This window comes from Desulfosediminicola ganghwensis (assembly GCF_005116675.2).
GTDB classification, from domain to species: Bacteria; Desulfobacterota; Desulfobulbia; order Desulfobulbales; family Desulfocapsaceae; genus Desulfopila; species Desulfopila ganghwensis.
Window position 1 is genome coordinate 3930001 of sequence record NZ_CP050699.1, and the last position, 13540, is coordinate 3943540.

Here is a 13540-nt window from a genome sequence, read left to right on the forward strand (position 1 = left end):
CAACGTTGATAGGTCAGGTGTGGAAGCGTGGTAACACGTGGAGCTAACTGATACTAATAAGCCGTGCGGCTTATCCACTTCTTTTGATTAAATATAACTACTACTACCCTACTATTCAGTTATCGAACATTTTTGAATATTCGTCAGTATCTCTTAATTGATACGAACGTTCAGCAGCGCTCAATATTTTTACTAGCAGACCGGTTGGCTATACAACCAGGTATGCCGAGCGGGCTGATCGTCAAAAGATTGAGTGCTGATGAAGGTTCGCCGAATTTTTCGGCGGTCATAGCGAAGAGGCTCCACCCGTTCCCATTCCGAACACGGAAGTTAAGCTCTTCAGCGCCGATGGTACTGCATGGGAGACTGTGTGGGAGAGTAGGTCGCCGCCGATTCTTTATACAAAAGCTCCGATCAGATTATTTCTGGTCGGGGCTTTTTGTTTTTCATACACCCTTCTTCTAAGGTCCAACTTTACTATCCCCTCTCCTCTGTCTCTACACCGCCCAATAATTTTTTCGACAGTCATAGCGAAGAGTCTCTCCCCTTTCCCATCACAACTTCGAAGTCACACGAAGGTCGCTTATCTTACCGCCGATGGTACTGCATGGGAGATTATATAGGACCAGGTCGCCGCCGATTCGTTATGCAAAAGCCCCAATCAGATTATTTCTGATCGAGGCTTTTCACTTTTCCCACTTCCAACATCCAACATCCAACTTCAAACCCCAAAAATACTGTTTATCCCGCTGCGTCTTAACGACAATCGATCTCGATCCGTAAAAATTTCGGAACCAGCTCTCGAAGTCTCACTTCGTTCGCTTATCTCAGCGCCAGTGGCACTTATTGGAAACCCTGTGGCGAGACGATCGCATCTGTTTTTTTTATACTAAAATCCCATTCTGATAATTTCCAATCCAGATTTTTTATGACCATCGCTCCTTTACCCTGACATATTCGTTCCCTGTTGACAGAAAAACCTTTTAATTTTTGCTCGACTCAGAGAAATATGGTCATCTCAGCTAAGCCAAAAAAATTGCATGATTTTTTCTGAATAATCTATTACATACGCATATTGTTTCGAAATTTTATATATACAGATTTGATCCATTCAAGCGACGTCCGACCAGTCTCACATTGAGACATGGCCGCTTTATGGGCCTTAATGCCCGATATTTAACGCATCTTGAGGAGGATACATGGAATTCATCGCAGCTTTAGACGCACTCGTGGGGAAAGTTAACTCTTTCGCATGGGGCCCACCTATGCTTATTCTGCTTGTTGGTACAGGCTTTTGGCTAACATTTGCACTTCGTGGTCTGCAGTTCACCAAGCTTGGCCACGCCCTATGGCTGGCACTTATCAAACGCAAAGAAGATACTGATGAACCTGGAGATATCACCCACTTTCAGGCCCTGATGACAGCCCTTTCCGCTACTGTCGGTACCGGTAATATTGCCGGTGTTGCAACTGCGATCGCTATTGGTGGACCAGGCGCCCTCTTCTGGATGTGGATCACCGGCCTCGTAGGTATGGCAACCAAATATTCCGAGGCTATTCTTGCTGTTAAGTATCGTGTAAAAGATGAAAACGGCGAGATGGCCGGTGGACCGATGTATTACATCTCCAAAGGGTTGAACATGCCATGGCTTGGTGCGGTATTTGCCGTATTCGCCTCCGTGGCAGCTTTTGGTATCGGTAATATGGTTCAGTCCAACTCCGTTGCTGACGCAGTTCAGGCGACTTTCAACGTACCGCCTATGTATACTGGTATTGCTCTGATGATTTTAACTGCTGCAGTTGTTATTGGCGGTATTAAGTCTATCGGTCGCGTAACCTCTGTACTTGTTCCGATAATGATCGTATTTTACGTCATCGGTGCTATGTACATTATTCTGACCCACATCTCCGAAGTTCCAGGTGCACTGGTATTCATCGTACAGCAAGCCTTCAATCCAACTGCTGCTACTGGTGGTTTCGCTGGCGCTTCCATTATGCTCGCCATCCGTATGGGTGTTGCTCGTGGTGTCTTCTCAAATGAGTCCGGTCTCGGTTCCGCTCCTATCGCAGCTGCTGCCGCACAAACCAAATCTCCTGCAACACAGGCCTTGGTTTCAATGACCCAGACTTTTATCGATACCATCATTGTTTGTACCATGACCGGTCTGGTCCTCATCCTTACCGGCCTCTGGTCCAGTGGCGACACCGGTGCGGAACTTACCACCAAGGCTTTCGCTGCAGGTATGCCTGGTGGTGCGTATATAGTTACCCTCGGTATCATCCTGTTTGCGTATTCAACTATGCTTGGTTGGTGCTACTACGGTGAGAAATCCATCGAGTATCTGTTTGGTGTGAAATCTATCATGCCATACCGTATCGTATTCATTATCTTTATCGGTCTTGGCGCCATTGCCAAGCTGAGCTTCGTATGGAACCTCTCCGATACTCTTAATGGTTTGATGGCAGTTCCAAACCTTATAGGTTTGCTGCTACTTACTCCTGTCATTATCTCTGAAACAAAGAAATATTTCGGTAACGACAAGTAAGGGTTATCAGTAAATCTTGTAATTATTAAAGCCCCAGCAGAAATTGCCACAAACATTTTGGCAATTATTGCTGGGGCTTTTTTTCTATAACATAGGCAGCCATTATAACCTTGCATTTGCCACAGTAATTCATTATACAACCGTCAACACTATGTTATACTGCACTAACATCCGTTTCCTCGTCGGAAATTGATCGTTTTTTCATAATTGAGTTATTGATTCTCCAGAGGAGAAAAGTTTGAATTCTGTTGATTTGGTGACAGACACGACAGCCCTGACGGTTCGTGATCTACATAAAAGCTTTGGGAAAAATGAAGTATTGAAAGGCGTCTCTTTTACAGCCAATAAAGGAGACGTTATCGCTGTGCTTGGTTCAAGCGGTTCAGGAAAAAGCACTATGCTTCGTTGTGTTAACCTTCTTGAGACTCCAAACAGCGGGCTTATTACCGTATGCGGTGAACCTATTCGGATGACCACAAACCGCAGAGGTGAACCTGTTCCAGTTGACAGAAAACAAGTCGAGCGTCTGCGTTCTAAGCTGACCATGGTATTCCAGCAGTTCAATCTCTGGTCTCATATGACAATTCTGGAGAATGTCATTGAGGCACCCGTCCACGTTTTAAAGGTTCCAAAAAAAATAGCCATTGAGCGCGCCAAACACTACCTGGACAAGGTTGGTATTCACGACAAGATAGATGCCTACCCCGCCCATCTTTCCGGCGGCCAGCAGCAGCGCGCTGCTATAGCCCGGGCACTTGCCATGGAGCCTGAGGTGATGCTTTTTGACGAGCCCACTTCAGCACTTGATCCTGAGCTGGTCGGAGAGGTTCTTCAGGTTATGCGCAACCTGGCGGAAGAAGGGAGAACCATGGTTGTGGTAACTCACGAAATGGGATTTGCCCGTGAGGTTTCCACCGAGGTGATTTATCTTTCGGAAGGACTCATTGAAGAGCAGGGGCCGCCCTCAGAGGTTTTTGTTCGACCGAAATCTGAAAGGTTTTCTCAATTTTTAAATACTGTGCTGTAACTTGGCGCTAACAGTCAATTTATCCATAAACATTATCAGGAGGGAAGCATGAAGAGGATTTTAACTTTGGTAGCCATAGCTTTACTGCTCAGCACCGGAATTGCCCAGGCAAAAGAGTGGACAAAAGTACGTGTCGCAATTGAAGGCGCATACCCCCCATTCAGCCAGGTATCCCCCGAAGGTGAACTGGTTGGCTTTGATGTAGATATTGCCAAGGCACTTTGTGAGGCTATGGGAGCGGAAGCCGTGCTTGTTGCACAGGATTGGGATGGCATGATTCCTGGTCTCATGGCGCGTAAGTACGACACTATCATCGCTTCCATGTCCATTACCGAGGAACGTCTGAAGAAAGTTGACTTCACCAACAAGTATTACCAGACCCCAGCCAAGTTCATGGTAAAGAAAGGGCTCATCCCCGAGTTCTCCCCTGAGGCCCTGAAAGGTAAGGTGGTTGGTGTTCAGCGTGAGACTATTCACGATAAATATCTCACCGAAACCTACGGCAAGGATGTTGATATCAAGCGCTACGGTTCACTCGATGAGGCGTACCTGGATGTTGAAGCAGGACGTATTGATATCGTAATGGCTGACTCTGTTGCCCTGATGGAAGGTTTCCTTGATCAGGAAAAGGGTAAAGAGTACGAATTCGTTGGCCCTGACATGGTTGATCCGAAATTCTTCGGCCCAGGAATCGGCGCTGCAGTACGCAAGCAGGACAGTGACCTGAAAGACAAGCTGAACAAGGCTATCGAAACCATTCGTGCCAACGGTACCTACGAGAAAATCCAGAACAAGTACTTCAACTTCAACGTATACGGCGAATAAGCAGCTGTCTGCGTAATAATCTGTACCGCCGGGACATCTGATTATCTGGATGTCCCGGCTCTTTTTGTCTATAATTATGATCGACCTGCAAGGATACGGACCCAGCATTGCCCATGGCACCCTGCTGACCATCAATGTTTCCCTCACCTCGCTTGCCCTGGCAACGTTACTCGGGGTATTGGGTGCGCTTTCCAAACTCTCTAAATCTCGTTTACTGCGTTTTGTTGCGGATGTTTATACAACCGTAATTCGCGGCGTACCTGATCTTGTATTGATGCTGCTTGTCTTCTACGGAGGCCAGATGCTTGTTAATCAGGTTGCATACGTAGTCGGCTACGAGGGGTACGTCGATATCAATCCGTATATTGCAGGAGTGTTGACCATTGGCTTTATCTTCGGAGCTTATATGGCGGAAACGTTTCGCGGTGCCATCATGGCTGTTCCCGCCGGCCAGCTCGAAGCAGGAGCCGCCTACGGAATGAGCAGCATGCAAATCGTATTGCGAATTCTTCTGCCGCAAATGGTTCGTCACGCCATACCGGGCTACGGCAACAACTGGCTGGTTCTCACGAAAGCAACCGCCCTGGTATCAATTATCGGCCTTGATGACATGGTACGAAAGGCGTCGCTTGCCGCAGGTGCTACTCGTATGCCGTTTACCTTCTATGCCGTTGTTGCCATCAACTACCTGATCATAACCACAGTATCCATCTATCTTTTGCAGTGGCTGGAGAAAAAATACAGTTTGGGAGTGAGAAAAGACTGATATGAATTTCTCCGTAATCTTCGAAAATATTGATATCTACCTCGAGGGCCTCTGGGTCACCCTTGAGTTAGTCAGCTTATCCCTGCTGTTCGGGTTTCTCCTTGCTGTTCCACTTGCGGTGATTCTTACTGCGAGCAAGAATCCCGTTATAACCTTACCGGTCAGAGCCTTTATTTACTTCTTCCGGGGTACACCGCTTTTGATCCAGATGTTTCTGGTTTACTATGGTATGGGCCAGTTTGATGCGCTTAAAGAGACCTTTCTCTGGGATTACTTCAAGGAAGCACACTTTTGCGCCCTGTTCACTTTTGCCCTGAATACCGGTGCTTATACGGCCGAAATATTCCGAGGCGCAATAGCCAACACCCCTTCTGGTGAGATTGAAGCCGCCAAAGCTGCCGGTATGTCAAAACCGCTGATGTTCAGGAGAATAATTCTGCCGAGTGCGTTCAGGCGTGCCCTGCCCGCTTATGGTAATGAAATGATCTTCATGCTCCATGGCACTGCTCTTGCCAGCGTTATCACCATTGTCGATATAACTGGCGCCGCACGTATCATCAACTCTCGCTTTTACAGTCCCTACGAGGCGTTCATTACTGCAGCAGCCTTTTACATGGCAATAACTTTCACCCTGGTCTGGATACTAAAAAAAGTTGAATACAGATGCCTGGCCCATTTGCGTCGTGACGGTTAGAGAATTTGACCGAAATAGTCAAATTAGGATATTGTCGGCAGCGCTCAGGGGTTGCCGACTTATGACAGGATTAGGGAGCGGATTTGCCAGCTGACTAGCACGGATCAACTTGCTCTACAGCCGCAAATGCCCTGATAGGCGACCCATCACCGGCCGCAATGGATAGAGGTAATCCGGTAAAATTGCATAATGTGGCAGGAATCCTGATGAGATTTTTTAAATTTTCAAATATCAGTATATTCTGCTGTAACAGCGCAAAATGCACTACCAGTTCAGCTGCGTCGACCGGGTCTGCCGAAATAACATCAAGCCCGACCCCTTTGAGCTTGAATTGTTCCAGCCAGTGCACAGCCTCGAGAGATAATACTGGAAAGTTTCTAAAGTATTTGTCCTCCCCCCAATACCTGTCCCAGCCTGTAGCGATCAACAAAAAGTCGGCAGCCTTGAGTTCTGTATCTATTGTTCTTAAATGGTTTACTTCAATAGTTTTAGCATCAGATTTGTGAGTATATACTGCCGCTTTCCCCTGGAAAGAATCAATCGGAAAGTCATCAAGAGTCCTTCCGCCTTTGAACACATGAGCAGGAGCATCGACATGAGTACCGGTATGTGAATAGAATGAAATTTTCTTCTCACGGAAGCCATGCTGATCAATACTGTTTGCTTCGACTATATCCGGAGGCTCAGTACCCGGATAAACCGGCATAGTCTCTACAATTGAATGGGTCAGATCTATAAATTCCATGTCTGATCTCTGACTGACATTACTCGAAAAGGGCAGCAGTTCGATGCTGCCCTTTTCGAGTATTCGTTCCGAATTACTCTTCGACGAAATCTTCTTCGCCCTCGTCATCAACTATTGGGCCACCAACAGTATCAACAATGACAGTGTGGCAATCTATATCACACCACTCGTTGAAAAGTTCCATGGTGATATTTTTCGGCCACAAAGCAGGGTCTGCGTACCAATCTTCAAGTTCACATTCAAACACCTGCATGAAATTCAGAGCGAGCCACTCTTCAACGTGATCAGCCTCCGAATCATCAATAAGATAAACGGTTCTATCTTCATTGGCCTCTTCAAAGGTAATGGCCGAACGATTATCAAGAGGGTCTGCGTCATTTATCCACTGAATAAACGGTTCTTTCAAACGAACGATCAGGGCTGCGCGATTAATCATCTTAAGGGTGCTCCAAATTAAAGTGATCGTAACTGTTGTTACTACGATTCAGGAAATTCTTTCCAGCTTGTTGCCGATTGTTTTTTCGTTATTTCTGAAGGGTAATACTCTTTTGAACGTGTTCGAGCAAACCTTTTCTTTTATCTGTTGCGCTGTGGTCTGAATTGTTCTTTTGCCTTTGAAGGCGGGATGAGCGATGAACCGCTGATCGCCCCTCTTTTTCTGCATTGAGGATTAAAAGAATACGGTGTGGAATAACGCTCTGAATTCGACCAGACAAGCTCTTTCTCACCAGCCCAGGGAAGACATTTTTTTCAAGCCGTGCTCTACTTACTATATTGAGCTTTGGTCAGAAAACTGTGGCAGTTTGCCTTGCCGAGCTAGAGGATCATTGACCCTTTTCCATCTCTTGCAGCAATTCCCCAAACTCATTGTTGCTCATTGGCGGAGGAGCAACAAGCGTGTCACCTGTCATCAAAGTAAGCAATCAAAGCATTGCGTCTATAGAGAAAACCATTCGCACCATCGTTATTCACGTCAGGATGAGTTACCGATGCTTCTTGCATCGTCAGAGCACTCCATGAGTCCATATACCGCAAGACCAATCACTGTTTGCAATGGGCTTGAGGGGGGATGTGGCAAATGCTCACATTACTGTCGATGCCGGCGTAAATCGTCGCACCGTTGCTGATACTGAGCAAATTGATATCACGTTTCTCTCCTCGATGCAGGGTATCACCATTGCCGTCAGGTACAAACACCGGAAAGCCAAACTTCGCGCAGCTTTACCACGTTCACATTAAAAGCAAGCAACCATTCCAGAAACGGAAATACTGGAAAAGCGACATCTACCAGAATAGTCATAAAATCTTTACGATAGTCAAACAGATTTGCAGGATTCAGCAGACCGCTTTCCCCTAATAACGTACTCACCTGATTATATGTGTAATTCGAGCCTGGTACAAAAGGGACCACAGCGTCGATACACTTGCCCTGCAATACAGCAATTACTACCTTGGCCAACCCTCTGGTAATTGTGGTATTGAGTGGAAGGACATTTATATCATGCCTGCCTGATACTAAAATCCCCCGTACCAGTTCACCAAGACTGACAGACACCTCCGACAACAACCGGACTTTTGATCTAAATTATCAATGAGGTATACCGTAAAATCTTCTCGCTTACCCCATGCGGCGGATTAATCGATCTGCAGTGTACTATCTGCTATTTCGCTGAGTGCTGTATTCACCACATTTCGCATTTCAGCGGAAATCTTTGAAATCCAGCATGTTACGGCAACAGTCACTATCAATTATTTCATACGATGAGACATGATTCTCTCCTCGACACATACTACTAATATCCACTCCGATAGCGGTCTCACTTTTATTCTAACCTATCTCGAATCAATACCTACCCCTGCCTGACACCTTGCAGTCCCCAGTTATTACGCCCAATCACATCCCATCTATTTGTAGGTGAATTTCAACTGATTTTCCAGGCGCTTTGCTATTTTTACAATTGTTAATTATTATCAATTAGATAGTTTGCTTGGTTGCCTATTTCCTTACTGAGAGGGGGATCATCATGAAAGCTCAACTCCTGGGCATTTCCGGCAGTCCAATACCCAGTTCGAACGCTGACAGATTAATCGAAGTTGCATTGACCATTAGCGGCCTCAACACAGAAATTGTCAAACTCCCCAGCATAAAGGTCAAATCCTGCATAACCTGCCTGGGATGTACCAACAACATTATTTCTATGGTGATGCGATGAAATGCCAGGCATATCTACTGTTCAGATATATCAGCTACATTTTTGTTATTTTTATCGTTAGCTTAATGAGTTCCTGCAGCCTGCACCATACCAATGTGCCAGAATCTAATCTTCTCAGTTACGATGTTGATGGTGATAGTCTCCTGGCCCAAAATGCTCCCACCTTTGTCATTGAGCGACCAGGAGACGACTGGAACAGAATTGCCTCTCCTGTCATCCAGGAAAATCACCGGGAACGTAAAATCACCTTGGACAGCGATACGGCAACCATCTATGCCGAAACTCGCCGCTGGAAAGGTGCCAGAGACGTCTATACCAACCTGATCTACAGAGTACATTTCACCAAAATCCCCTTCAGGCTTATACCTTTCAATTTAACTGCAGGGAAAAATGTAGGGCTGATGGTAATTATCACCATCAATAGCCGAAAAGAGCCTGTACTGGTGACAACGGTTCATACTTGCGGTTGCTACCTCGCCTTTATTCCAACATCCCATCTGGATCAGCATAGCTGGCCTGAAAATTGGAAAAGTGAACGTCAGAGAATTTATGGTGAAATCCTGCCAGGGATGCTGACAATTGAGCAGGGATTTGAGGAATCTCCGCTCGTTCTGCTGTTGCGCGAGTCAACCCATAGGGTCAAAGATGTTCACCTGCATTCTGACTCTGAGCCCCAGCTGCACCTGCAGGCTCACCTGGCACCAATGCAAAGTCTCAGTGACATTGAGGATGGCGACCAAGGCATCACTCATTCCTTTTTCGAAACTGAAGGAAGCCGAAAAGACTACGTAATCGATTCTCATAAAATCTGGGAGAGATTGTTCATAAGCTGGTGGGCATTAGATTGGAGGGTTGGCGAGGACAAGAGGCTGGGGCAAGACACATCAGATGGAATCGTATTTTATACCAGCCTCAAGCCGTGGGCGCGCAGCGAATCAGATTTACGGGATTTTGCCAATTTTCTTCAATACTGGGGATGGAATCTCTAGGTTTGCATATATCCCGCGTATCCTCTGCTTGCACAGGCATTGCGCCACAACCTGTAAGCATTGGTCCAGGCGCAATATTCTCCTGAGCAAAGGAAAAACCATGATTAGCTTTTGCAAGCCAGCCCATATCCCTTTCGCATTTGCCGTTTAGTCAACCAGACACCCGCCCGTATCAATGCCCCACCCACGGCAATCTCAAGTTTACCTATTAATCGAATAAAGATTGAGTTACTTCGACCGCCAGGTCCGGCCTGCAGTGACTTTTCATATTCCCGAATATGTCGCAATCTCTCCGCCTCCTGCAACATATCCTGCCTCTTTTCCTTCAAGACTGTTTCAATAACATAATGATTCATAGCTGTTCTCCGCTGTCCGCGAACTATTCTAAGACCAGACTTCAAAAAGAATGAAAAAGGCCTAAACAACAGCCTGTCTCCATTACCTAAAAGCGTAAAACTACATTCTCACGACCAGAAACATCGAAGATGCCCCCGTCTGGACTGACGATAGTCACAGGTTAATTCAACAATTTCTGCATCCAGATGGTGTCAAATCTTCTGCCGTTCTTTTCTCCCACGGCATAAAATCGCCCACACTGCTGAAACCCGTGTTTTTCATGAAAGACAAGGCTACGATCATTGAGTGATGAGATACTGGCAAGTATATTGGTAATACCAGCCTTTTTTGCTTCACTCTCAAGTCGGGTGAGAATAGCACCCCCCATTCCAATTCCCAAATTCCCGGGATGTAGAAAACAGGTGAATTCAGCCGTGTGGGAAAATTCGACGATATCCTTATGGGCTGACAGAAATCCAAAGCCCATAACACTTTTATCTTCAGCCTGTGCCACATATGCCGGATATTTTTCCGTTAACTTTAAAAAGCGATCAAAAGCTTCCAGCGGCAACATCTCCTGCCTGTAGGCCGCCATCGAGTTTTCGATATAATAGTTAAAAATGTTCATCACAGCTTCGCGATGTTCAGATGTCATGATGTGTAAGGTGTATTTCATCATTCGCTCACTGATAATATGTCGTATAAATTTTCAGGAAATTTCACTGGAACCCACCCAAACCGCTCAGACCTGTTTCAAATGACGGTGACTGAATACATTCTTCTATTGTGTCGGCCAGTAACTCGATACCTTCCTTGATTTCATTTTCGTCTACCCAGGCTACTGAAATGCGAAGACAATTTACATAGCGCTGATCTATATCAAAGAGCGGCGCAGGCAGAAAGGAAACCCCCTTATCTATTGCCGACAACAGCAAGGCCACGCTGGAGTAGCCTTTGGGCAATTCAAGCAAAAGTGAAAAACCTCCAGCCGGCTGAGACCAGCGAACCCCATCCGGCATCATTCGTTTTAGAGATTGCAGCAATACCTCCATCCGATGCCGGTACACACCTCGCATCTTCAACACATGGTCATCAAATCTGCCAGAGCTGAGAATATGCAAACCCATCCCCTGGGTGATAGCCGGAGTCGAATGGTCCATAAGGCGTTTTAATTGTGTGAGCTCCTGAATTCTGCGAACTGAAGAAATGATCCAGCCCAGTCGCAAGCCCGGCATAACGGACTTGGAAAGTGAGCTGACTACAATTGCCCGCTCAGGCCCCAACTCTTTCAACAGGCTAGGCTGCTGATTCTCTTCAAAGCCTAACTCGCGGAATATCTCATCGGCGATAATGATGCTGTTGGTTCTTTTCGCCCATTCAACCAGCTCATCATATCTTTCGGCGCTCAGGTCGGTACCCATGGGGTTATGAACATATGGGCAGAGATAGAGCAGATGAGAATTATATTTACTAAACCGCTCAAGTTGAGACATCACAGGCCCCTCTTCATCACGCTGTACACTGTCCACCCAGTGCCCCATTGCTGTGAATGAGTTCGGCATACCCTGAAAACAGGGGGTCTCACATATGACATGGTTCCGTTCTTCCGTTGTCGCCTCAGCTACCAGCGTAATCGCCTGAGAAACACCGTTGGTGATAAGAACCATCTCCGGCGTTACCACTGAGCCATCCAGACTTGCCCGTCTGGCTATCTCTTTTCTCAGCTCATAATTTCCACCCGGATCAGTTGCCGCGGCATACTGCATGCCCCCGCCAGCTAGAATGCTGGTGCAGACATCTTCCATAAAATCGGCAGGTAACTGATTAATATCCGGCACTCCCCTGGTTAAAGCAATAATTCCCTCACGGTGAGCCAAGGGCATAATGTCGTAGAGGGCCTTACTTATCCCTGTTCGCAACATCCTCGCTGCACGCTCTTTGGGCCGAAAACCATGACCGGAGCTGCCTGACAGGCCCTCTTTGCCCTGATCACGAACGTTTTGACCATCTTCGCCCGTCTTTTCAGTGTCTTCAGGGTCACGAACAAATGTGCCTCTGCCGACATGGCAGGTGGTGTATCCAGCTGCCCCAAGATCTTTCAACGCTCTACGAATAGTCGCCTGGGTGACTCCTATCTCCTTGGCCAGAACCGTAACCGGCGGAAGCCGGTCCCCCTTTTTCAACTCACCCCGCAATATTGCCTGCTCAACAGAGTTACGAATCTGAATATAGAGCGGCTGGTCAAGATCTCGGTCAATTGTATACATATCACTCCCCATATTGAAACGGTATTAATACGGTATTGTTACACTTCGAATTTTTCTTAGTCAAGAGCTTTTTTTGTTAGATACATTTTTTATATCAAAGCTATTAATATGTATTTAATAGATATTTATAAATAGACTGAATCACATAAGGAGTAGAATCTCATACCCCAAAAGCTATACCATCTTCCAGCACTCTTTGAACGAACAGAACGCCGCCTGCTCCACACCCTATTTGACGATGAGTATAGATCGGTTCGGTAGAATTCCCACATTGAGACTCTTGATTCCACCACAACGTCATTCTATCTGGGATTTGCTCTGCAACCAGAATTGAACAGTGATTTTTACCAGACATTGCTCGAATCCACTCTTGCTATCCTCTGGCAGCTTAGTTGGCCAACCAGGGCATTTACCAATAGAACGCTCATGACAGAACCGTTGCTCTGCTGGCCCAGCAAATCCCTTTTAAAATTCAAGAGTTGAAAGATATGTGATCGGAACTATTGAAGTTGCCATAATGATTTCAACACTTGTGGAGCCACCCCGGTTACTCTTGAAAAGGGCAGATGCTCTGCTATATAAGGCAAAAGCAAAAGGCAGAAAATGTTTCGAATATTAAGCTCACTACACCGGAGTCTGGTTGAAATTACAATAATTTCAAGTAACAGCCGCTACCGTAATCCACCAGAAGATATCGCTGTTAACCATCTCTTCAACCTGCAATGCAGTTCAATGCCATTTGAGCTAACAGCTTCAAAACGATAGGCAGCATGCCCAGCAATCCGACAAAAAGGCCCGCCCTGTTGCCGGGTACGATATCCACATAGCCAACCCTGTTTCGAAAAAAGTGCTGCTTGAAGCAATTCACTCCCCAACCAGCCACCAGCCTGCCAATAAATTATCAGGAAAAGCTGACCTCTCGTCAATGATCTCAACTGCCAACTATTATGCCCAGTTCTATCTTTCTATATAGATAATCTCACGAAACAACAGATGATATTTTTGAGAGAATAATCCTAAAAATGCTTTTTATCATCTTTACTTACATTATCGGGAGAGTCTGAAAGAACACAAATAACCCAGCCACTACAGTTGAATTTTTCTAGCCGTCCACGCATACTTGCAAAGAGAT

The 13540-nt window shown here is 46.1% G+C and carries 12 protein-coding genes and 2 rRNA genes (1 of these 14 cut by a window edge); 8 read left to right on the forward strand and 6 right to left on the reverse strand.

What is annotated here, in order from left to right:
- The 7 genes from FCL45_RS16800 to FCL45_RS16830 form a co-directional block, all read left to right on the forward strand.
- A 23S ribosomal RNA gene (locus tag FCL45_RS16800) occupies nt 1-78 on the forward strand (it extends 2835 nt beyond the left edge of the window).
- Nucleotides 79-278: 200 nt separating this feature from the next.
- Nucleotides 279-395, forward strand: a 5S ribosomal RNA gene (rrf, locus tag FCL45_RS16805).
- Between the two features lie 804 nt (nt 396-1199).
- On the forward strand, nt 1200-2546 hold the full coding sequence (locus FCL45_RS16810) for an alanine/glycine:cation symporter family protein (protein WP_136799801.1): 1347 nt from the start codon (nt 1200-1202) through the stop codon (nt 2544-2546).
- A 256-nt stretch (nt 2547-2802) separates the two neighbouring features.
- Nucleotides 2803-3573, forward strand: a complete 771-nt coding sequence (locus FCL45_RS16815; RefSeq protein WP_136799805.1) for an ABC transporter ATP-binding protein — start codon at nt 2803-2805, stop codon at nt 3571-3573.
- A 48-nt stretch (nt 3574-3621) separates the two neighbouring features.
- On the forward strand, nt 3622-4398 hold the full coding sequence (locus FCL45_RS16820; RefSeq protein WP_136799800.1) for an ABC transporter substrate-binding protein: 777 nt from the start codon (nt 3622-3624) through the stop codon (nt 4396-4398).
- Nucleotides 4399-4474: 76 nt separating this feature from the next.
- Nucleotides 4475-5164 (forward strand): ABC transporter permease, encoded by a 690-nt coding sequence (locus tag FCL45_RS16825; RefSeq protein ID WP_136799804.1) that lies wholly within the window; start codon nt 4475-4477, stop codon nt 5162-5164.
- Between the two features lies 1 nt (nt 5165).
- Nucleotides 5166-5858, forward strand: coding sequence for an ABC transporter permease (locus tag FCL45_RS16830; protein ID WP_136799799.1), 693 nt, complete (start codon nt 5166-5168; stop codon nt 5856-5858).
- Between the two features lie 94 nt (nt 5859-5952).
- Here FCL45_RS16830 and FCL45_RS16835 read toward each other — a convergent pair whose 3' ends face one another.
- The 3 genes from FCL45_RS16835 to FCL45_RS16845 form a co-directional block, all read right to left on the reverse strand.
- Nucleotides 5953-6603, reverse strand: coding sequence for a cyclase family protein (locus FCL45_RS16835; protein ID WP_167495924.1), 651 nt, complete (start codon nt 6601-6603; stop codon nt 5953-5955).
- A gap of 73 nt (nt 6604-6676) precedes the next feature.
- Nucleotides 6677-7039 (reverse strand): PH domain-containing protein, encoded by a 363-nt coding sequence (locus tag FCL45_RS16840; protein ID WP_136799797.1) that lies wholly within the window; start codon nt 7037-7039, stop codon nt 6677-6679.
- A gap of 747 nt (nt 7040-7786) precedes the next feature.
- The gene (locus FCL45_RS16845) at nt 7787-8158 is read right to left on the reverse strand and encodes a hypothetical protein (RefSeq protein WP_136799796.1); all 372 of its coding nucleotides are present in this window, start codon (nt 8156-8158) and stop codon (nt 7787-7789) included.
- Nucleotides 8159-8911: 753 nt separating this feature from the next.
- Between FCL45_RS16845 and FCL45_RS16850 the strand changes: the two genes are divergently transcribed.
- Nucleotides 8912-9805 (forward strand): hypothetical protein, encoded by an 894-nt coding sequence (locus FCL45_RS16850; RefSeq protein WP_136799795.1) that lies wholly within the window; start codon nt 8912-8914, stop codon nt 9803-9805.
- Nucleotides 9806-9909: 104 nt separating this feature from the next.
- Here FCL45_RS16850 and FCL45_RS16855 read toward each other — a convergent pair whose 3' ends face one another.
- The 3 genes from FCL45_RS16855 to FCL45_RS16865 all read right to left on the reverse strand — a co-directional run bounded on the left by FCL45_RS16855 (nt 9910) and on the right by FCL45_RS16865 (nt 12408).
- A complete protein-coding gene (locus tag FCL45_RS16855; RefSeq protein WP_136799794.1) occupies nt 9910-10161 on the reverse strand; it encodes a hypothetical protein in 252 nt (83 codons plus the stop codon).
- A gap of 161 nt (nt 10162-10322) precedes the next feature.
- Complete coding sequence (locus FCL45_RS16860) at nt 10323-10820, reverse strand: GNAT family N-acetyltransferase (protein ID WP_217907596.1); 498 nt, start codon at nt 10818-10820, stop codon at nt 10323-10325.
- 40 nt (nt 10821-10860) lie between these two features.
- The gene (locus FCL45_RS16865; protein WP_167495923.1) at nt 10861-12408 is read right to left on the reverse strand and encodes an aminotransferase-like domain-containing protein; all 1548 of its coding nucleotides are present in this window, start codon (nt 12406-12408) and stop codon (nt 10861-10863) included.
- Between the last annotated feature and the right edge of the window lie 1132 nt (nt 12409-13540).